The organism is Caballeronia glebae (assembly GCF_001545035.1).
GTDB lineage: Bacteria > Pseudomonadota > Gammaproteobacteria > Burkholderiales > Burkholderiaceae > Caballeronia > Caballeronia glebae.
This window is the reverse complement of record NZ_FCOJ02000089.1, coordinates 1-20,201: the sequence shown is the minus strand read 5'-3', so window position 1 is coordinate 20,201 and position 20,201 is coordinate 1. Positions and strand designations below refer to the sequence as shown.

At 66.8% G+C, this 20,201-nt stretch carries 16 protein-coding genes; 5 read left to right on the top strand and 11 right to left on the bottom strand.

From position 1 onward, the window contains the following. Nucleotides 1-35: 35 nt before the first annotated feature. From AWB82_RS34060 to tssC, 4 genes are all read left to right on the top strand, one after another. Nucleotides 36-4,736, top strand: coding sequence for a beta strand repeat-containing protein (locus tag AWB82_RS34060; RefSeq protein WP_235023551.1), 4,701 nt, complete (start codon nucleotides 36-38; stop codon nucleotides 4,734-4,736). Between the two features lie 9 nt (nucleotides 4,737-4,745). Beyond that, nucleotides 4,746-5,768 carry a type VI secretion system protein TssA gene (gene tssA / locus AWB82_RS34055; protein ID WP_086973681.1) on the top strand — a complete coding sequence of 341 codons (1,023 nt, stop codon included), beginning with the start codon at nucleotides 4,746-4,748 and terminating at the stop codon, nucleotides 5,766-5,768. Between the two features lie 82 nt (nucleotides 5,769-5,850). Further along, on the top strand, nucleotides 5,851-6,372 hold the full coding sequence (gene tssB / locus AWB82_RS34050; RefSeq protein WP_086973680.1) for a type VI secretion system contractile sheath small subunit: 522 nt from the start codon (nucleotides 5,851-5,853) through the stop codon (nucleotides 6,370-6,372). 19 nt (nucleotides 6,373-6,391) lie between these two features. Beyond that, complete coding sequence (gene tssC / locus AWB82_RS34045) at nucleotides 6,392-7,909, top strand: type VI secretion system contractile sheath large subunit (protein ID WP_086973679.1); 1,518 nt, start codon at nucleotides 6,392-6,394, stop codon at nucleotides 7,907-7,909. A 273-nt stretch (nucleotides 7,910-8,182) separates the two neighbouring features. On the opposite strand, the gene AWB82_RS34040 is transcribed toward tssC, so the two are convergent. From AWB82_RS34040 to AWB82_RS34010, 7 genes are all read right to left on the bottom strand, one after another. After that, a complete protein-coding gene (locus AWB82_RS34040; protein ID WP_086973678.1) occupies nucleotides 8,183-8,971 on the bottom strand; it encodes a PP2C family protein-serine/threonine phosphatase in 789 nt (262 codons plus the stop codon). Nucleotides 8,972-9,020: 49 nt separating this feature from the next. Beyond that, nucleotides 9,021-10,400: a type VI secretion system-associated FHA domain protein TagH gene (tagH, locus tag AWB82_RS34035; RefSeq protein WP_086973677.1), complete on the bottom strand. Its 1,380-nt coding sequence runs from the start codon at nucleotides 10,398-10,400 to the stop codon at nucleotides 9,021-9,023. A 3-nt stretch (nucleotides 10,401-10,403) separates the two neighbouring features. Further along, entirely contained in the window at nucleotides 10,404-13,070 is a 2,667-nt protein-coding gene (gene tssH / locus AWB82_RS34030; protein ID WP_086973676.1) for a type VI secretion system ATPase TssH, read from the bottom strand. A 107-nt stretch (nucleotides 13,071-13,177) separates the two neighbouring features. Continuing rightward, complete coding sequence (tssG, locus tag AWB82_RS34025) at nucleotides 13,178-14,281, bottom strand: type VI secretion system baseplate subunit TssG (RefSeq protein WP_086973675.1); 1,104 nt, start codon at nucleotides 14,279-14,281, stop codon at nucleotides 13,178-13,180. After that, nucleotides 14,257-16,149: a type VI secretion system baseplate subunit TssF gene (gene tssF / locus AWB82_RS34020; protein ID WP_086973674.1), complete on the bottom strand. Its 1,893-nt coding sequence runs from the start codon at nucleotides 16,147-16,149 to the stop codon at nucleotides 14,257-14,259. The genes tssG and tssF overlap by 25 nt, the downstream gene beginning before the upstream one ends. Nucleotides 16,150-16,169: 20 nt before the next feature. Further along, nucleotides 16,170-16,676 (bottom strand): type VI secretion system baseplate subunit TssE, encoded by a 507-nt coding sequence (gene tssE, locus AWB82_RS34015; RefSeq protein ID WP_086973673.1) that lies wholly within the window; start codon nucleotides 16,674-16,676, stop codon nucleotides 16,170-16,172. A 17-nt stretch (nucleotides 16,677-16,693) separates the two neighbouring features. After that, a complete protein-coding gene (locus tag AWB82_RS34010; RefSeq protein WP_086973672.1) occupies nucleotides 16,694-17,284 on the bottom strand; it encodes a type VI secretion system tube protein Hcp in 591 nt (196 codons plus the stop codon). 146 nt (nucleotides 17,285-17,430) lie between these two features. On the opposite strand from AWB82_RS34010, the gene AWB82_RS34005 reads away from it, so the two are divergent. Then, nucleotides 17,431-17,913, top strand: coding sequence for an Hcp family type VI secretion system effector (locus AWB82_RS34005; protein WP_086973682.1), 483 nt, complete (start codon nucleotides 17,431-17,433; stop codon nucleotides 17,911-17,913). A gap of 51 nt (nucleotides 17,914-17,964) precedes the next feature. Here AWB82_RS34005 and AWB82_RS34000 read toward each other — a convergent pair whose 3' ends face one another. The 4 genes from AWB82_RS34000 to AWB82_RS37810 form a co-directional block, all read right to left on the bottom strand. Continuing rightward, nucleotides 17,965-18,537, bottom strand: coding sequence for a chemotaxis protein CheB (locus AWB82_RS34000; protein ID WP_086973671.1), 573 nt, complete (start codon nucleotides 18,535-18,537; stop codon nucleotides 17,965-17,967). A 241-nt stretch (nucleotides 18,538-18,778) separates the two neighbouring features. Then, nucleotides 18,779-19,066 (bottom strand): hypothetical protein, encoded by a 288-nt coding sequence (locus tag AWB82_RS33995; RefSeq protein WP_235023550.1) that lies wholly within the window; start codon nucleotides 19,064-19,066, stop codon nucleotides 18,779-18,781. A gap of 41 nt (nucleotides 19,067-19,107) precedes the next feature. Next, nucleotides 19,108-19,401, bottom strand: a complete 294-nt coding sequence (locus tag AWB82_RS33990) for a hypothetical protein (protein WP_086973670.1) — start codon at nucleotides 19,399-19,401, stop codon at nucleotides 19,108-19,110. 2 nt (nucleotides 19,402-19,403) lie between these two features. Continuing rightward, a partial coding sequence (locus AWB82_RS37810) for a hypothetical protein (RefSeq protein WP_086973669.1) occupies nucleotides 19,404-20,201 on the bottom strand: 798 nt, incomplete at its 5' end.

The following is a 20,201-nucleotide window of genomic DNA, read 5'->3' as shown; positions in this document are numbered from 1 at the left end:
GGCAATGGCTGCTCGATCCGGCGAGCATCGAGATCGTGAATACAGCGCCGACGCCGCCGACGACGGTTCCGAGCACCGGCACCACCGACGGTCCGTCGTGCTGCGCGCTCCAGGCGCTCACCACGAGCCTCACCCCGTCCCAGTCCACCTCGAACGCCAGCGCGAACAAAGCCACCTTCACGCCGGGCGCGGGCGACAGCTACGTGCTCGCGTCGGACATCACGTCGCAACTGAACCAGGGCGCGTCCGTGACGGTCTCGACGAGCGCGGCCGGCACGGGCGCATTCAACGGCGACATCACGATGCTCGGCGGGACCAGCATCACGAAAACCGCGCCCGCCGCCGCGAACGACGCCACGCTCACGCTCAGCGCCTATGGCTCGATTACCGTGCTCGGGAGCATCGGCGGCGCGGCGGGCGCGCAGAACCCGAGCGGCAAGCTCAACGTCGTGCTCGACGCGAACACGAGCGGCGCGGGACGGAACAACATCGTGCTGTCCGGCGCGTCGATCCGCACCAATGGCGGCTTTCTAAGCATCGGCGTGCGCGAGGCGGATGCCGGGACGCCCGCGGCCGCGACGAGCTTCGACGGCGCGGCGGTCGGCATCGCCGGCTCCAGACTCGACACGACCGCGCTGCAAGGCCCGGCCGGTCCGACGAGCGGCTCGGTGACGATCAACGGTCAGGGCGAGCTCAACATTCCGGGAACGCTTTTCGGCATCGGCGACGCGTCGGTGGGATTTCAAAAGAACACGGCGCTCGCGCCCGTCACCATCAACGGTTCCAGCATCGCGGCCTCCGTCAGCAATATTTCCGTGTCGGGGCGGGCCGGGAACGGGTCCGGTGCGGCGGCCGGCGTCGCCATCGGCGGGACGTCGAGCCTCAGCACGTCATCGGGCAACATCGCCATCAACGGCAGTGCGCCGGCCTTCCAGCAGAGCGTCGCGACGCTTCCGGAAACTTACGGCGTCGCGCTCATGCCGGTGGCGCTCGGTCCGTCGAGCGCGCTTCTGAGCACCACGTCGGGCAACATTTCCGTCGTCGGGACGGGACCCGTGCTGCAAAGCGCGACGGGCAACGTGAGCGGCGGGGGCGTGTTGATCGAACCGACGGCGCGCCTCAACGAGAGCACCACGGTCATGCAGACCGGCTCGGGCAACGTCAGCATCGTGGGCAATGGCATGACGATAGGCACGGCGTCCGGCAGCGTGAGCGGTGCGGGCGTGACGTTCCGGCCGGAGGCGCCCGGCGCGGGCGCTGGCCCGCTCGTGCATACCGGCTCGGGCAACGTCTCGATCTCGGGCACCGCGACCACCGTGCAAAACATGACCGGAGGATCGCTGACGGGCTCGGGCGTGAGCGTATCGGCGGATGCGGGCCGAGGCTCGTCCTTCGGCGCGGCCGTCGTTTCGGACTCCGGCAACATCTCCGTCCGGGGCAGTGGCCCGGGCGTCACAGGAACCGCGAGCGGAGCGACGGTCAGCGGCGCGGGCATTGCCATCGGCGGCTCGTCGCTCGCGCTCGGCAGCGGCGGCGCGGGCAGCATTTCGCTCGCCGGCAACGGGCCGAAGGTGCAGACGCTCAGCGCCGGATCGCTGTCGGGTTATGGCGTCAGCATCGCGCCGACGCTCGTCGCCACGACCAACGCAGCGCTGCTCCAGACGCAGGCGGGCCGCATTTCGATCAGCGGCAACGGGCCTACGGTGCAGACCGTGACGGCCGGAACCGGAACCGGAACCGTCAACGGCGACGGCGTGAGCCTCGTGTCGGCATCGCCCGGCGCGGGCGTCAGCTCGATCGTTCCGGTCATCGCGTCGGCGAGCGGCGACATCGGCGTTCAGGGTGTCGGAGCGGTCGCCCAGAGCGCGCCGGGACAGGTTCAGGGCGACGGCGTGGTCATCACCGATACGTCGATCCGCACGGGTGGCGCGCTGAGTCTCGCCGGGACCGGCGCGGCGTCGAGGGGCGGCGGCGCGAACCCGTTCGGCTCGGGCGTGCATCTGGAGAATGCGGCGGTCACGGCGGGAGCCGCCGTCAATATCGATGGCAACGCGGCCAGCGCGCAGAACGCGGCGGGGTCCGTCGAAGGCGAGGGCGTGCAACTCAGCAGCGCCACGATCGATGCGGGCAGCACGCTCGATATCACCGGACGCGCGCCCTCGGCGAACGGCGGCGGGTCGGTCGTCGGGGGCACGGGCGTCTACGTGTTCGGCACGAAGCTCACGGCGGGCGGCGCGATCAACATCGACGGCACCGGGCCGATCTCGACCGGAACGCGCGCCAACCTCTTTGGCGCGGGCGTTGCAGTCGTCGGCTTTTCGACGCTGACGTCGAGCATCACGTCGGCGAATGGCGGCCTCACGATTCAGGGCTCGGGCCCGCGCGGCACGAACGCGGGCGGCTCGATAGACGGCGATGGCGTGGACCTCGGCGCGGTCGCGGTCAACGTCGCCGGGCCGATCCGCATCACGGGAACCGGCCCGGCGGGCGACGGCGGCACGTCCGCCGTTTTCGGCGACGGCGTCGATCTGTCGGGCGGAACGTCGCTCGCCACGCGCGGGCCGGTCACGATTCGCGCAACGGGCGCGAGCGGCACGGGCGCGCAGATCGCGTCGGCGCATGGCGACGGCATCGCGATTTCCGACTCGTCGATCAGGACCGCCGGCGCGATCGAACTGACCGGCGCCGGGGCGACGGCCAGCGCCGACAACACCGCGGTCGCGGGCGCGGGCGTGTATGCGCAAAACGCGACGATCTCGTCGACCGGCGCGGACGTGTCGATCAACGGCACGGGCGCGAAAGGCAAGGTGCGGTACGTTCGCGCGCCGAATTCCGAGGAAGCCGCGCCTCACTTCGACGGCGTGCATCTCGAAGCATCGGACGTCGCGGCCACGGCGGGCAAGCTGTCGATTCGCGGCGTGGCGCCCGCCGGAATCGCCGCTTACGGCGTGTTCGTTTCGGGCATGAGTTCGACGCCGCTGCTCGGTTTGCGCGCCAACGGCGCGGTCGCGATCTACGGTCTGGGCAGCGGCTCCGGCGGCGTGTCGCTCTCTGGCACGTCGTCGAATCGCGGCGTCGTGAGTTCGGCGGCCGGATCGGTCGATATCCGTGGCGGCACCGACGGCCAGACCGACCAGAACGGCGTGCATGGCGCGGGCGTTTCGCTTGCCGATGTGACGATTCAGGCCAACGCGCCCGCCCAGACGGTGTCGGTCACGGCATCGACGCCAGCGGACGCCGCCACCGCGCTCGTTCTCGACCGGGCGACGTTATCGGCGGGCGACCACGGCACGATCGTCGTGCGCGCGTCGAACTCGGGCAAATACGGCTTCGTGTTCGAGGATTCCGGCAGCACATTCTCGTCGCCCGCCGGCACGCTCGTGTTCATGCCCGGCAGCGTCGGCGCGGACTTCGGCATCGTCAACGAGAACGCGCAGGCGATCAACGTGCTCGGCGGCAACAGCGGCCTCACCATCGGGCCGTCGATGCTGGGCGCGATCGCGCCGAACATCGCGACGCTCGTGATCGGTTCGTCCACCCAGACCGGCAAGATCACGGTCAACCTGCCGCAAGGCTTCGCGCACGACCTCACGCTGCAGAACACGGGCGCGGGCAGTCAGGGCATCGATCTGCCGTCGGGCGTCGCGATGCCGGGCAAGACGCTCGCGCTCGATTCGTCCGGTCCCGTCACCGATCCGGGCGGCATTCAGGCGCAGACGCTTTTGCTCGCGGGCGGCGGCGACTTCGATCTCGCCGACGCGGGCAACGACGTCAAGGTGCTGGCGCTCGCGGGCGCGCACAACGTGAAATTCTCGACGGCGGGCGGCTTCATCATCGGCACGGCGAGCGCGAACGGCATCGACGGCGCGACGGGCAATGTCGCGACCATCGGCGGATCGCAGGCGAACGTGACCGGCAACCTGAGCGCGATTGCCGGCGACGGCGCGATCGCCCTCGGCACGCCCGGCGCACCGACGCGCCTGAGCGCGGGCGGCAACATCGACCTCGTGATGGAGCACGGCGTCTTCGACAACGCGTCGGGCGGCACGCTCGGCGCGGGCGGTGCGTGGCGCGTGTGGGCCTCGACGCGCAACGGGGAGAATCGCAACGGCGTCGATCCGGGCGGCGCGCAGCCGAACTTCTACGGCTGCGTGTACGGCGGCATCTGCAGCTGGAACGGACAGCCTTCGCAGAACGTCGTGCCGGCGGATGGCAACCACTTCGTGTACGCCGACCGGCCGAAAGTCACCGTCACCATCGGCAATCAGACGCGCGGCGAAGGCGCGGCAAACGGCCCGTTCGGTTTCGATGTGAGCGGGCTGCTCGGCGGCGATCAGCGCGGCTCGTCCATCGTCGCGGGTCCGCTCGGCTCGTCCGCGACGGCGACATCGGTCGCGGGCGCGTATCGCATCGACGGCACGTTCTCGTCTCCGGTCGGCTACGAGGTCGTCGTCGTGCCGGGCACGCTGACGGTCACGCCGATGCAGCTTCAGGGCGCGGTTTTCAACACCACCGGTCTTCAGCCGCTTTTCACGGCGCAGGAGCAGACCTTCGTCTACGAGAGCAATCTGGGCGCGATCAACATTTGCGTCGGCACGAACGAGCCGATCCTCGCGCTGCAACAGCCCGAGGGCGAGGCCGACACGCTCGCGGCGGAATGGAAGCGCGTGCGCTCGCGGCCGAATCTCAACAACTGTCTGGTCGTGAACGGGCAGCACGGCTGCAGCGAATTCTGAGAGGCCGCGATGATCGACGTCGAACCGCTTCTCGCGCCGACCGAAACGATGCCGCCCGCGGGCATCGATCTGGACTACGACGCGGCGTTTCTCGAATTCGAGGCGCTCGCGCGCGGCATGCCACAACGTCAGTTCGACACGCCCGCCGAGCCGCCGCCGTGGAACGACGTGCTGGAGCAGGGCGGGGCGCTGCTCGCGCGGTCGAAGGATTTGCGCATTGCGATTGCGTGGACCCGCGCGGCGACGCATGTTCACGGACTCGCAGGTTTTCATGCGGGATTGCGCTTGCTGACGGGCCTCGTCGAGCGCTATTGGGATGGCCTTTTTCCGTCGCTCGACGCGGACGACGGCAACGACGCCGCGCTGCGCATCAACGCGCTCGCGCCGCTTGCCGATGCGTACACGCCGTTCGCCGAAGCCGACACGCTCTTGCACGATCTGCGCGAATGCGAAGTGTGCCGCGTGCATGGCGAGCGGCTCGCCGTGCGCGACATGCTCGTGGCTCAGGGCAAACTCGCCGCGCAAGAAGGCGCGAACGCCGCGACGCCCGCGCGCGTGGAAGGCATGCTCGCCGATGCCGTGGCGCAAGATCCCGGACTTCTCGCGGACGGTCTCGATCTGCCGCGCGCCGTGCAGACGCTGTCGGAGTGCATGACGCAGAAGCTCGGCGCCGAGCGCGCGCCATCGATGAGCTCGCTTGCGATCACGGCGCGCCACGTCGCCGTGCAGTTTCGCGCGTTCGCTCCGGCTGACGCGCGCGAAGCATCCGCCGAACCGATAAACACGAAAGAAGCGCAGACGCCTCGACGCGCGATCTCACGCCCCGGCGAGATCGCGACGCGCGAGGACGCGCTCGCCGCGCTCGACGCGGTATGCGCGTTTCTCGAACGCACCGAGCCGACCAATCCCGCGCCGCTGCTCATTCGCCGCGCGCGCGGGTTGATGGGCAAGGACTTTCTCGCGGTGATGCAGGACCTCGCGCCCGACAGCCTCGCGCAGATCCATCTGATCGCGGGGACGAGGCCGCAGTGAGGTGTCTTCGAATGGAGTCTTCAATCCGGGCGCGGTTCGTTCGTTTTAAAAGCGTGGCTCATGCCCACGCGAAGGAGGCGTCATGGCAACCAGCAGTCAGAAATTCATCGGCCGCAATCGCGCGCCGCGCGTGCAGATCGAATACGACGTCGAAACCTACGGCAGCGAGAAAAAAATCCAGCTTCCGTTCGTCATGGGCGTGATGGCCGATCTCTCGGGCAAGCCCGCCGAGGCGCTGCCGCCCGTCGATCTGCGCAAGTTTCAGGAAATCGACATCGACAACTTCGACAGCCGCATGAAGGCGATGCATCCGCGCGTCGCGTTCCAGGTGCCGAACAAGTTGACGGGCGAGGGCAACATCAGCGTGGATATCACGTTCGAGAACATGGACGATTTTTCGCCCGCCGCCGTCGCGCGCAAGGTCGATTCGCTCGCGAAACTGCTCGAAGCGCGCACGCAGCTCGCGAACCTCGTCATCTTCATGGACGGCAAGAACGGCGCGGAAGAACTGATCGCGCGCGTGCTCGACGATCCCGCGCTGCTCAAGACGCTCGCCACGGCCGCGCCGGACGGTGCTGCGGCCACGCCATCCGCCGCCGAATGAGCCTTGAAAGGAAACGACCATGTCCGACATTCCGCAATCCGCCGCATCGCAAGCCGAGTCGCCTTCCGCGTTGCAGGGCGCGCTGCTCGAAGGCGACGAACTCGCCGCGCTGCTCAACCGCGAGTTCCGCCCGAAGAGCGACGAAGCCAAGAGCGCCGTGCAGACGGCCGTGCAGACGCTCGCGCAACAGGCGCTCGCGCAGACGAAGCTCGTTTCCGGCGATGCGATCCGCTCCATTCAGGCGATGATCGCCGAGATCGACGCGAAGCTCACCGAGCAGGTCAACGAGGTCATGCATCATGCGGATTTTCAGAAGCTCGAAGGCTCGTGGCGCGGGCTGCACTATCTCATCAACAACACCGAAACCGATGAGATGCTCAAGATTCGCGTGATGAACATCTCGAAGAAGGATCTCGGCAAGACGCTCAAGCGTTTCAAGGGCGTCGCGTGGGACCAGAGCCCGCTTTTCAAGCAGATTTACGAGCACGAGTACGGCCAGCTCGGCGGCGAGCCGTTCGGCGCGTTAATCGGCGATTACTACTTCAACCAGACGCCGCCCGATGTCGAACTGCTCGGCGAAGTCTCGAAGATCGCGGCGTCCGCGCACACGCCGTTCATCGCCGCCGCCGATCCGAGCCTCCTGCAGATGGACTCGTGGCAGGAACTCGCCAATCCGCGCGATCTCACGAAAATATTCGGGACTCCGGAATATGCGAGCTGGCGTTCATTGCGCGCGTCCGAGGACTCGCGCTACATCGGGCTTGCGATGCCGCGTTTTCTGGCGCGCGTGCCGTATGGCGCGCGCACCGAGCCCGTCGACGAATTCGACTTCGAGGAAGAAACTGGTTCCGCCGATCACACCAAATACACGTGGGCCAATTCCGCGTATGCGATGGCGGTGAATATCAACCGGTCCTTCAAGCTATATAGCTGGTGCTCTCGGATTCGCGGCGTCGAGTCCGGCGGCGCGGTCGAAGGCTTGCCGGTGCACAGTTTTCCGACCGACGACGGCGGCGTCGACATGAAATGCCCGACCGAGATCGCCATTTCCGACCGTCGCGAAGCAGAGCTTGCGAAGAATGGCTTCATGCCGCTGATTCATCGCAAGAACTCGGATTTCGCGGCGTTTATCGGCGCGCAGTCGCTGCAAAAGCCGTTCGAGTACGAAGATCCGGACGCGACGGCCAACGCCGCGCTTGCCGCGCGTCTGCCGTATCTCTTCGCGTGCAATCGCTTCGCGCATTATCTGAAGTGCATCGTGCGCGACAAGATCGGCACGTTCAAGGAACGCTCCGACATGGAGATCTGGCTCAACAAGTGGATCACGCAATACGTCGATGGCGATCCCGCCAACTCGTCCGAGCACACCAAGGCGCAAAAGCCGCTCGCCGCCGCCGAGGTGAAAGTGCAGGAAGTGCCGGGCGCGCCGGGGTATTACACGTCGCAGTTCTTTCTGCGGCCGCATTATCAGCTTGAGGGGCTCACGGTGTCGCTGCGGCTCGTTTCGCGGCTGCCTTCGGCGAAGCAGGCGGCTTGAGGTCTATTTTTGGGGCGATGCCCGCGATGGTCGGTCGCGGGTATGCGCTCGTGGTTCGATTCGACGGAGAAAAGTACAGTCAGCACGTTTCCGCTCGCCCCGAACCGGGAGCGTAGACGGCTCCCGACCCCTTCTATAGAGAAGTCAGAAAATGGGCAGCCGGACCGTTTCAACCCGCGCTGGGTCCGGCACGCTCTGTCGCTAATCAGGCAAGACTCTGCCGGGCTTTTAGCGCGCACCATAACGCTGCGACCGGCACCACGCACGACCGCTTCAACCACCACCATCCCCCCACATCACGGTCGTCTGCGACGCATCGCCGATCCACACCGCGCTTGCGCTGAAGTTATCGTGATTCGGCCGCGCGGCCGCGCGCAGATGCGCCACCATCAGATCGAGCCACGCGGCGGGCGTTTTCGCGCGCCCGATCGCGTCGATCATCACGGATTCGTCGAGATACTCCCAGAAGCCATCGGTGCACAGCAGAAAGGCGTCGCCCTCGGCCACGGGAAACGGCTCGTCGGAGGCCGCGATCGACAGATCGTCCGCCGTGCCGAGCGCCGAGAACAGCACGTTGCGGCGCGGATGTTTGCGCACGTCGCGGCTGTCGAGCAGATTCGCGTCGATCATGCTCTGCACGAGGCTGTGATCCTGCGTCTGCACGACGGTCGCGCCGCGCCGGAAGCAGTAAAGACGCGTGTCGCCGCAATGCGCCCACGCCGCGATGCCCGCGGCTTCGTCGATGCCGAGCAGTACCGCCGTCGAGCGCATCTGCGCAAGATCGCGGTCGCGCTCCTGCACGTCGATGATGGCGTCGTTGGCGCGCAGAAGCACGCGCAGCAAGTTAGGCCCCGTCAGCGCGACGCCCGCCGACGCCACGCGCGTGAGTTCCGCGAGCACCGTATCGACCGCGATGCGCGATGCCGCATCGCCGCCGCCATGACCGCCCGCGCCGTCCGCGACGACGCTCGCGAAAAGCGCCGCATGCCGCCAGGTTGCCAGGGCGTCCTCGTTGCGCGTCCGGCCGCCCACATCGCTCACGCTCGCGGTTTGCAGTTGCATGTCGTGTCTCTCGTGACGGGCATCATCGACGTAATCGACGTTATCGACCTTACCGATGGCCGCGCCGCTTCAGTTCGTCGATCTGCGCTTCGTAAGCGGCGACGAACGCGCGGCCGAACAGCGTATGGAAATCTTCCGTGGCTTCGCGCGAAAGCTGGCCGTACATCTCGATGAACAGATCCCAGCAGCGCGCGCGGCGATTCAGGCCCGGCAGAAAGCCGTCGAGCAGCGAGCGTCCGGACAGGCGCGCCTCGATGCGCTGCGGCTCGAAGCGCTCGAACACGCCTTCGAGCGCGGCGCGCATGCCGGCCACCATGCCGACCTGATGCGCGCGCAAATCGGCGTAGGCGTCGTCGAACGCGGCGGCGGGCGGCATGAAGCCGCCCATCGTCGGATTGAGCAGATGGATGAGCGCGGCCTCCACGTTCGGCGAAAACTTGAGCGGATTGTTGTCCGATGCCTCGATCATCGTCGCGCCCGTGCGCATCTCGCGCTTGAGCGCGGCGCGCGCGGCAAGCAGTTCGAGCGTGCCGCGCGCCGCCTCGCGCAACAGTTCGCCGACGAGTTGCATCAGCGCGGGCGTAAGCGCGTCGATGCGCACGCCGTGCGTGTTCAGCCCGCGCAGGAAGGCATCGACGAGCGCACGGTCGTCGGCGGGCGGCGCGGGCTCGGCGGGCGGCGCAACGGGCATGGGCAGAGGCGCAGGCGCGGCGGCGCGTCTGGGCGGCGTGAACGCGCTGTGCAGCTCGGAACCGGCGTCCGGCCGCGTGGCGGGCGTTTCGGCGGGGCGCGCGGCGCGGCTCAGGCTCGCGAACGGATCGGCGTCGCGGGCGGTGTTGGGCTGCGCGAGCGGTTCGACGAGCGGATCGCTGAGCGGACCGCCGTCGGACGACGCGCCCGGCGCGAGATCGAACAACTCGTCGATCGAGCGTTTCGAAGCCGGATCGTCGAAGCCGAAATCGAAGTGTTCGGCAGGCTTCGGCTTCGGCGCCGGGTTGGCGAGGATGTCGTCGAAATCGTCGGGCGCTTTCGCGGCGGCAGCCGGTGACGACGCCGCGTCGAACAGACCCGCGAAGGGATCGTCCGGCGATGCGTTCGCCGTGAGCGTATCGTCTTCGACATCGATATCCGCGCGCAACTGATAGCCGCCGATCTGCACTTCGTCGCCGTGCGCGAGCGCCACTTCCTGGCCCGGATCGAGCGGCGCGCCATTCACGAGCGCCGGGTTACTGCCGCGATCGATCAGCAGAAAACGCCCGTCGCGCCACACGATCTGCACGTGCAGGCGCGACACCGTGCGCTCGGCGTCGTCGAGGACGAGCCGGTTCGTGACCGCGCGTCCGACCGTGCCGCCATCGGCATCGAAGGTCGCCGCGAGCGGCACGCGCGGCGGCTGTCCGTTATGAAGCGTCACCGTGAGCGTGAGCATGGTTCAGTCGAACGCGTAGACGAAATCGCCCGCGCTCGCCGAGAGTCGAATGCGCGCGAGCGCGCCGCCTTCGGTGAGGCGCGTCAGGTACTCCGTCGAGATGCGCGGCAGGACGGTGTTGGTGAGCAGCGCGTCGATCACGCGGCCGCCCGATTCGGCTTCGGTGCAGCGCGAAACGATCAGCCGCACGGCGTCGTCGTCGTACTCGAACGGAATGCCGTGATTGTCCGCCACGCGCCGGCGGATGCGTTCGAGCTGCAGGCGCACGATGTCGGCCATCATCGCGTCGGAGAGCGGGTAGTAGGGCACCGTGACGAGCCGGCCGAGCAGGGCGGCGGGAAACACGTCGGCGAGCGGTCGGCGCAACGCGCGCGCGAGTTCTTCCGGCGCGGGTGCATGGGCCGGATCGCGGCACATCGACATGATGAGTTCCGAGCCGACGTTCGACGTGAGCAGGATGATCGTGTTCTTGAAGTCGATGTAGCGACCTTCGCCGTCTTCCATCCAGCCCTTGTCGAAGACCTGGAAGAAGATTTCGTGGACGTCCGGATGCGCCTTCTCCACTTCGTCGAGCAGCACGACGCTGTACGGGCGGCGGCGTACCGCTTCGGTCAGGATGCCGCCCTCGCCGTAGCCCACGTAACCGGGCGGCGCGCCCTTCAGCGTCGAGACGGTGTGCGCTTCCTGATACTCGCTCATGTTGATGACGATGACGTTCTGCTCGCCGCCGTACAGCGTCTCGGCGAGCGCGAGCGCCGTTTCCGTCTTGCCGACGCCCGAGGTGCCCGCGAGCAGGAACACGCCGATCGGCTTGTCGGGATTGTCGAGGCGCGCGCGCGAAGTCTGGATGCGCTTCGCGATCATGTCGAGCGCGTGGCGCTGGCCGATCACGCGGCGATCGAGCGCATCGGCGAGATTGAGCACGGCGGCCAGCTCGTTCTTGAGCATCTTGCCCACAGGAATCCCGGTCCAGTCCGCGACGACGCCCGCGATCACGCTCGCGTCGACGCTCGGCAGGATGAGCGGGGCATCGCCTTGCAGCGCGGCCAGACGCGACTTGAGTTCGGCAAGACGGGCAAGGAGCGCATCGCGTGAAGGCGCGTTCGGGTCGGGCGGCGCATCGACGGCTTCGCCTTGCTCGCGCAGCGACGCGCGCAACGCAAGCAGCTCGTCGACGACGCGCTTCTCTTCGTTCCAGCGCGCTTCGAGGCCGCCGAGCGCATCGCGTTCGCGCGCGAGCATCGCGGCGACATCGGCCGCGCGGGTGCCGACATCGACGCCCGCATTCGCCTCGCGCGCGACGATCTGCGCCTCGACCTCCAACGCCTCGATGCGGCGGCGGCAGTCATCGACCTGCGGCGGCGTCGCGTGCTGGCTCACGGCGACGCGCGCGCACGCGGTGTCGATGAGCGACACGGCCTTGTCGGGCAACTGCCGCGCCGGAATATAGCGATGCGACAGCCGCACGGCCGCCTCGATCGCCTCGTCGAGCAACTGCACGCGATGATGCCCTTCGAGCACCGCCGCGACGCCGCGCAGCATGCGCACGGCCTTGGCCTCGTCCGGCTCGTGAACCTGCACGACCTGAAAGCGCCGCGTGAGCGCGGGATCTTTCTCGATGTGGCGTTTATATTCGGCCCACGTAGTCGCGCCGATCGTGCGCAGATCGCCGCGCGCGAGCGCCGGTTTCAGCAGATTGGCCGCGTCGCCGGTGCCCGCCGCGCCGCCCGCGCCAACGAGCGTGTGCACTTCGTCGATGAACAGAATCACCGGCTTCGGGCTCGCCTGCACGTCCTCGACCACCTGACGCAGACGCTGTTCGAACTCGCCCCTCATGCTCGCGCCCGCTTGCAGAAGGCCGAGATCGAGCGACAGCAGCGCGACTTCGCGCAAGGGCGGCGGCACGTCACCGCGCGCGAGCCGTTGCGCGAAGCCTTCGACCACCGCCGTCTTGCCGACGCCCGCCTCGCCCGTGAGCAGCGGATTGTTCTGCCGCCGCCGCATGAGGATATCGACGAGCTGGCGAATTTCGTCGTCGCGGCCCGTGACGGGATCGAGTTGGCCACGGCGCGCCTTGTCGGTGAGATCGGTCGCGTATTTGCGCAGCGCTTCCTGACGGCCCATGCCGGCGGGCGCGGGTTCGTCGGCGGCCGGACTCGCGCGCTCGTCTCGCGAGGGTTCCGCTTCGGCTTCCTCGGCCGAATCCGCGACGATGCGCGCGAAATTGTCCGACAGGTCTTCCGGCTTGATGCGCTCGAACTGCCGCGATATGCCGACGAGCACGTGGCGCAAGCGCTGCGTCTTCAGCATGCCGACGAGCACATGCCCCGTGCGCACCTTCGTCGCGCCGAACAGCAATGTGCCGTAGACCCAGCCGCGCTCGATCGCGTCGCCGATGTGCTCGGAGATATCGGAGATCGACGTCGCGCCGCGCGGCAGACGGTCGAGCGAGGCGGTCAGTTCGCGCGCGAGGGCGGCCGCGTCCACGCCGTAATGCGCGACGATGCGCTGCCAGTCGGAGTTCGGCGTCTCCAGAAGCTGCATGATCCAGTGCGCGAGTTCGACATACGGATTGCCGCGCATCTTGCAGTAGACCGTCGCGCTTTCGACGGTCTTGTAGCCGAGCCTGTCCAGCTTGCCGAACAGCGCGACACGACTGATTTCCGCCATCGCCGGACTCCTTTTTTTCCGATGCGCGCGCGCCGACCGAAGGCGCGTCCTCATCCGATAAGACGGCGCAGCGGCGGGGATTTTGCAAGCCGCTTCGCTGAGCCGCGTCACGCGAGATGCGCATCGGCGTCGAGCGCGAGATCGGCGCAATCGGCGCGGCGGGCGGCGCGACCGAGCCACGCGCAATAGCCGAGGCGTCCATAACGGCCGATTTGCGCGGTCGGCACGTCGGCGGCGGCGAGAACGAGTTGCGCGTCCCACGCAAGCTCGCCGTTCAGATGCTGACGCACCACGGCGACGAGCGTCGGCAGCGCGACGCCGCCCGGCAGCAGCGATTCGAACTGCGCGAGCGACAGCGGCCCGATCACGAGGCGAAACGCGTGCTGCCGATCCCACACGGCGCGGCCGAGCACGGCGCCGCGCCCGAGTTGCGCGAAGCCCGCCGCATCGCCGGGACCGTGCATCGCCCGATGCCGCAACGCGGTGCGCTCGTCGCGTTGCAGCGTCATCCAGTGTCCGCGATACGGCTCGATGCGCACCGGCGCGCGCAGCAGCGCACTTGCGATGGTTTCGAGCACTTCGGCGGGACGCGTCTGCATGGTCCGCAGCCCCGCGAAATGCAGCTTCGCGTGATCGGAGACGGCGTCGCGATTGCGGCTCGCTTCATCCGCGAGTCCGATCAGCGCGCCCGCGTAGAACGCGAAGCGGTCGTGCCCGGGACGATCCAGCGAGGCGGCCGGCCGTCCCTGCGCCCACGCGCGGTAGAACAGCAGCAGGAAACGATGCAGCAGCGTATCGAGCAGACGCGCGAAAGCCGTGTCGCCGTGATGCAGCGCGCGTTCGCGGGCGAAATCCGTCAGATGCAACGGCAGCGGGCCGTTCGGACCGAGATAGCCGAAAAATCGTTGTTCGAGACGCGGCGCGCGGGCGTTGTCATCGCGTGTGAGCGCGGCGAGCGGCGCGGACGCGAACGCGAGCGACACGTCCTGCGCGAGACGCAGCGGCTCGTCGGCCGGACGCGCGCCGCAGCCGAGTCGCGGCAAGTGCGGCGTCAACGCCTCGACGTGCCGCATCAGCCGATAAAAATCGTGCCGATGCGGCGCTTGCCCGACCGCATCGAGCAGATCGAGCAGGGCGCGTGAGTGCGGCGGCAGCGCGTCGGGCGGCTCTTCGCGCGCCGCCGCGCTCAGAAGATCGCTCTCGTGCCGCATCGCGGTGGCAGGCGCAGAATTTCGCCGCGCGCGCTCGTGCGCAGCACGGTCTGCACGAACGTATTGATCGACACGTAGCGCGCGAAGAAGCGGTCCAGCACGCAGCCGAACAGCCACGCGCTGCCGCCCTGAAAGGCGAGATCGTCGACGAGCACGTCGATCATGAGGCCGCGCCCGAACGCGATCGGGCCGGGCATCGGCAGACGGCGCACGACGCCGCGCGCATCGACGGCGACGACGCCCGCAACCTGGCTTGCGCCGGCCTGATCGGTGTCGGCGACGTGCAGCATCAAGAGCGCGCGTAACGCAGCGGCGGCTTCGCGCGGGCCGTTGGACACCGACAGATAGTGCAGCGACAACTGATCGATCAGCCGCCAGCTGCGCGCCGCGTCGAGATTGGCGGGCGCGGGCCGCGACGGGCCGCTCACGCACCGCACGTTGCTCACCGGCGCGGCGATGTCGAGCGAGAAATCGTGGCCCGTTGCGATGCGCGGCATCGCGAGCGGCAGATCGCGATTGGTGCAGAGCGTCGCGAACGCCAGTTGCCGAAGCGCGCCGCGATACGGCGCCGCGTTCGGATCGACGATCGATACATACGTCTCGCTGCCCACGTATTCCGTGCGCGCGCCGCTCTTGCGCCGCCCGGCCGCCACGATGCGCGGCTCGCGCTCGGTCGTGAAGTACGCGGCGTCGCCGGGGCGGTCCGCGAGAAAGTCCGCGTAAAACGGATGAAACGTCTGCTCGGTGTCGTCGCTCGCGCCATAGCCGGAGACGGCGGCGACGGAGTGAACTTCGAAGTCGAGCGGATGCGTGCGGTCCGGCACCACATGAAAGCGCGCGGCGGATTCCGTCACGAGCGCGCGATCCGCGTGCTTCGCAAAGAGATTGATCGCGGGCACGCAGTCGAGCAGCACGTGGTCCCGCGTGACGATGCGTTCGAGCGAGGCGTCGTCGCTCGCGAGCAGGAACGTCAGTTCGATTTCGCGCGACGCGAACGACGGCAGCACATCGGCAAGCCCGGCGACGCGCGCGAAGCGAAACCGCTCGGGCAATGCGAAATATTCATGCAGCAGCCGATAACCCTGAAACGCGTTCGGCGTGACGGGCAGCAGCGCCTCGCGCGCGTCGAATCCGGCGGGCGCGAGGGCATCGGCGGGCAGGGCGGCGAGGGCGCGGCTCGGCCGTTCGGGCGTCGATACGACGATGGCGAGCGTGCCCGACATCACGCGTTCATACAGCCGATAAGCTGTTTCGTCGCCGCCCGCGAAATAGAGGCTCAGCGCGTTCAGACGCAATGCGTCGAAGGACAGGCCCTCGGGCGTCGTGAGCCGGATGCGCAGCGCCCCCTTCACGCGCGGCGCGAGCGAGCGCGTCGCGGGCAGCGCGGCGAGCGGCAGATCGTGCATCTGCGCGACATAGCGCGCTTCGGTCAGCTCGACCGGCCAGAGCGTGAGATCGGCGCCGGTGCGGAATTCGCAGGGCGTCGTGTGCGCGCTCGCGCTCGCGGCGTGCCGGGAAATGAGCGCGGTGCCGCGCGGCACGGTGAAACCTTCGGCGAGATTCGGGTTGGCGAGATCGGGCGCGAGGCGGGCGATCAGCATCGAAGGCGTCGGACAGGCGGCCTGCGGCAGCACGACATGTGCAAGTTGCTGCGTGAAGCGCGGAAACTCCTCTTCGATCTTCAGTTGCACGCGCGCCGCGAGAAACGCCGTGCCTTCGAGAAGCCGCTCGACATAAGGGTCGGCCACGTCGATGCCGCTCATGCCGAGCCGCGCGGCGATCTTCGGAAACTGCTGCGCGAACTCCGCGCCCATTTCCCGCAGATACGCAAGCTCGGTGTTGTAGTGACGCAGAAGGCGCGGGTCCATGTGCGTGCTCGTCCGGGCGCTCAGCGCGGCAGTTCCATCACCGTGATGCCGCCTTCCTCCAGATCGATTTCCGTGCGCAGCGCGAATTCCAGCGGCACGGGCTGCGCCCACAACAGGCCGCGAATCACGAGCGCGATCTGGTTGTGCATGTCGAGCACCGAGCGGTCGAGCACCGGTTCGATTTCGAGCGACGCGGGATCGATGCGCGGCTCGAAGCGCTCGATCGCCTGGCGGATCGCCTGTTCGAGCAGCACCGTGTCGATGGTCGAGGCGAACCGTCCCGACAGACACGGCAAGCCGTAATTGAGCGCCGACGCGAACGCGTGCGCAAAGCTGTCCTCGACGATCGCGCTGCCGAGATTCGTCGTGTTGAAGAGCCACGAGAGATCGCGCAGCACGGCCGCGCGCAGGCCGCGATGCGTCATGAAGCGCTCGCCGGCGGGATCGGCGCGGGTCGCGGGATCGTCGTCGATCAGGCGGTCGAGCAGGGTGGGCTGAAGGCGGTCGGCGGCGCTGGGCGGGTTCATCGGCGTGGTCCTTGCGCTCAGCTCACGCGCCGCGCGGATACATCGAGCGCGAAGGTCACTTCCGCGCCGCGGCTGCCGCTCGCGGTCTGCGGCGCGCAGGTCATCGTCAGTTGTTGCGCCGATAGCTCGAACAGTTCGCACGGCCGCGCGAGGCGCACGCTCGTGTAGATGTGATAGTTGCGGATATACGCCTGCTCCAGCTTCATCGACAGATATTCGATCTGCACGCCGTGGGCCGCGCCCGCCGCCTTGAAGCACTTGATGTGCGCGAGCGCGAGCAGTTCGGCCTGCGCGCACAGCTTCGCGAGCACGGGTGAAGCCGAGTCCACCGACTTGATCACGCCGAGCGCCGTCACGCGCATGTCGCTCGCGTTGAGCGCGGCGGCGTGCGGCGCGGCGTCGTAGCCTTGCGCCCAGCGCCAGCCGTGGATCTGCATCGGCGTGTCCCAGTCGCCGCGTTTGGCCGCTTCGCCCTTGACCGGCGTGTTGCTGCGCTTAGGGACGATGTGCAGAAACATGTCGTCCGATTCCGCGAGCGCGAGCAGATCGAACTGGCGCAGGGCGTCGAGCGTGAGGTGGCTGTCGGGGCGCGGCTCGCTGGGTTGCATCGTGCTCATCCGTTGGACGACTGACTGAAGACAAGACGGCGGACGTCGCGCGATTTTGAAGTTCAAAAATCCCCGGCGCGGTTCGTTTAACCAGTGAATTGCACGCGCGAGGCGCGCAACGAATGCCGATCACGATGGAGGATCACATGGCTACGACCGACTGCTATCTGAAGATCGATGGAATCGACGGCGAGTCGAAGCACAAGGGCGCGGAAGGCCAGATCGAAGTGCTGAGCTTCAACTGGGGCGTGACGAACGCGAGCAACCCGATGACGGGCAGCGGCAGCGGTATCGGCAAGGCGTGCCCGGGCGTGTTCCAGTTCGTGCATCAGTACGACAAATCCGCGCCCACGCTCAAGAAGAACTGCGCGAGCGGCAAGCATATGGCGAACGCGAAGCTCACTGTCAGCAAGGCGGGCGAAGGGCAGAAGGAATTCCTGACCGTCACGTTGAAGCAGGTGACGGTGACGAAGGTTTCGCTGATCTGCGTGCCGAATGGCCATCCGGAGCAGACGGTCGATCTGAGCTATGCGGACATCGAGTTCGAATACAAGCCGCAGGACGACAAGGGCGCGCTGGGCGGCGCGGTGAAGTTCGGCTGGGACGTGCGCAGCACCGAAGTCCGCTGAACGGCGCATCGCCCGGCGACTTGCGTTTTTGAGCCTGCGTGCGGGCGTTCCTTATTGCCGGGCGAGTGGACCGAGCAACTGGCCGATCTCGGTGAGCGACAACACCTGATTCGGGCTATCGAAATTCAGGGCGTTCATCGGCATCTGGGGCGCTTCGGCCTGCGCGGGATGTTGCACGATCCCAATTCCTCCCGCCGCCTCGATTGCCTGCAAACCTCGCGTTCCGTCACTGCCGCCGCCGGTCAGCACGACGCCCACGACGCGACGATGAAAGCAAGCCGCAGCCGATTCGAAGAGCGGGTCGGCCGCCGGTCGTACATGATTGACCTTGGGGCCGTCGTCGAGCGCGAGATCACCGCTCGGGGAAACGACGAGGTGATGGCCAGGAGGCGCGAGATAAATGTGCCCTGGCTCGATGGATTGCCCTTGATGGCCGTATTCCACGTCAAGCGACGTATGCCGCTGGAGGCACTCGCTCAGCAGACGCGGTCCGGTCGGACCGGAGTGCAGCACGATCAGGAGTGAGCCTTCGTATGCGGCATCGAGTGAGCTTACGAGCCGGCATAGCGCCTTGAACCCGCCTCGCGATGCCGCAACGACCGCGATGTCGCGTCGCACAGTCATACTTGACCTCGATTGTTGGTTTGGCGTTTTTTATTGCGAGAGCGCGGTGTTGTTTCGAGAAGGACGTTGATCGGGTGCTGCGCTTTCGTCGGGGCGTCTTGAAAGTGGCTGCCGTGACATAGTGCGCAAAGAAAATGCCAAGGGACGGATGACATCGATGACTGCTTAAATGATATTTAACATAATAACTATGATCAAACTTTAGGTAATTCGTCTGATAGTTCCCTTGTGTCCTGCTGCGTCATTCCGAGGACGGCTTGCGACGGTCCGCGTCCCAGTTCGTTGGCTCGGCCAGCGTGAGGCGTAGACGGTCACGCAGTTCGGGATGCACCGAAGCCTGCATAAGCATGCTGATACAGCCTAAGTTTCGCGCATCTTCGTCAGTCAGAGGACCAGTGCTTCCGTCCTCCGCTATAGGGGGTATCGTCATTCCACCAGATCGCGTGATTTCCTTATCGATGACCGACTGCACCTCCCGGCGAAAAACGGTGATCAATTTTAATTGTTGCGCCTCTTCGTCATAGAACACGATCGTGGCGCGGTTTGTTCACGTCAGAATTCTCTGCTTGCTTACGCAGCCGGCGGCGCATCCCAGTTGATCGGTTGAAGCAGTGTCAGGTCGAGACGCGGCCGCAATTCAGGGTGCTCGCTCGCTTGAACGAGAATCGCCATGCCACCGATTTGCCGCGCATGCTCATCCGTCACAGGCGCGGAGCTATGATCCGGTGCATCAGTCGGCACATTGAAGATGAAGCCGGCGCGATCGATCGCCGCCTGAACGCGATCTCGAGGCACGTTGCAAAGTCGGATCTGGCTCGCGTCCTCATCATAGAAGACAATGGTGGCTCGCAATCGCTTGGACATATTCAGAAACCTCTACACGTTTGATAGCGGGAAAATGCGCGCTGTTGGCACAGTGCGTAGGTTCGCGGGTCTTGATACATAGCGCCAGCGAACTCGCACTCTTTCATCTCGAATAGGTAGTCCGCATAGCACTCAGCCTCGTTAGCCTCGCTAACGCCCCTGGCTGCCACGTCGAAAACATCGCCGAGCGACGCGTCCTCAGAATACTCGAACGGCGACGCACCGCCGAGCGGTGTGCTTTCGTCGCCGAAGTTCATTGCCAACGGACGATCGTCGTCTGAACCGCTTCCTCCGAGAACAGCCCCAGCCGCATCCTCGACCGCGCCTAGCCAGTCGAAACCACTACCGCTGCCCGTGCTGCCCGTGCTGCCGCCGAAGCTATCCATGAGAGAGCCGCCCGCGCCGAATTTCGCCGCAACCCCGCCAAGACCAAGACTTCCCGCCGACCCACCGCCCGCCGCCGGCCCGCCGCGCTGGCTGATCGGAATGTAATAGGGATCGCGCGGCGCGTATTCGAAGGCAGCCTGTTTCGGCCAACGCTGCGGCGCGTCGCATGGCACATCGAATCTTGGCGACAGACGCCATCCCCGATCCACCACCGGGATCAACTCGCCATCGCGCACGGCCTTGCGAAAGAATCGCTCGATCTCTTCGTTTGAAGCTGGCTGTTTCCAGTGAACGACGTTCAAGAAAATCTGAAGGAAGCGCTGAATCGTGCGCAATGCTTTACCGCCCGCGACCGTGCGCAAATCGAGGTTCGGGCGGAAGTATCGATCGAATGCGATGCGATCTTCATCGAC

Bases quoted from the DNA above. Each gene is read 5' to 3' on its own strand.
- tssA (WP_086973681.1), top strand. From the start codon at position 4,746: ATGATCGACGTCGAACCGCTTCTCGCGCCGACCGAAACGATGCCGCCC.
- tssB (WP_086973680.1), top strand. From the start codon at position 5,851: ATGGCAACCAGCAGTCAGAAATTCATCGGCCGCAATCGCGCGCCGCGC.
- tssC (WP_086973679.1), top strand. From the start codon at position 6,392: ATGTCCGACATTCCGCAATCCGCCGCATCGCAAGCCGAGTCGCCTTCC.
- AWB82_RS34040 (WP_086973678.1), bottom strand. From the start codon at position 8,971: ATGCAACTGCAAACCGCGAGCGTGAGCGATGTGGGCGGCCGGACGCGC.
- tagH (WP_086973677.1), bottom strand. From the start codon at position 10,400: ATGCTCACGCTCACGGTGACGCTTCATAACGGACAGCCGCCGCGCGTG.
- tssH (WP_086973676.1), bottom strand. From the start codon at position 13,070: ATGGCGGAAATCAGTCGTGTCGCGCTGTTCGGCAAGCTGGACAGGCTC.
- tssG (WP_086973675.1), bottom strand. From the start codon at position 14,281: ATGCGGCACGAGAGCGATCTTCTGAGCGCGGCGGCGCGCGAAGAGCCG.
- tssF (WP_086973674.1), bottom strand. From the start codon at position 16,149: ATGGACCCGCGCCTTCTGCGTCACTACAACACCGAGCTTGCGTATCTG.
- tssE (WP_086973673.1), bottom strand. From the start codon at position 16,676: ATGAACCCGCCCAGCGCCGCCGACCGCCTTCAGCCCACCCTGCTCGAC.
- AWB82_RS34010 (WP_086973672.1), bottom strand. From the start codon at position 17,284: ATGCAACCCAGCGAGCCGCGCCCCGACAGCCACCTCACGCTCGACGCC.
- AWB82_RS34005 (WP_086973682.1), top strand. From the start codon at position 17,431: ATGGCTACGACCGACTGCTATCTGAAGATCGATGGAATCGACGGCGAG.
- AWB82_RS34000 (WP_086973671.1), bottom strand. From the start codon at position 18,537: ATGACTGTGCGACGCGACATCGCGGTCGTTGCGGCATCGCGAGGCGGG.
- AWB82_RS33990 (WP_086973670.1), bottom strand. From the start codon at position 19,401: ATGTCCAAGCGATTGCGAGCCACCATTGTCTTCTATGATGAGGACGCG.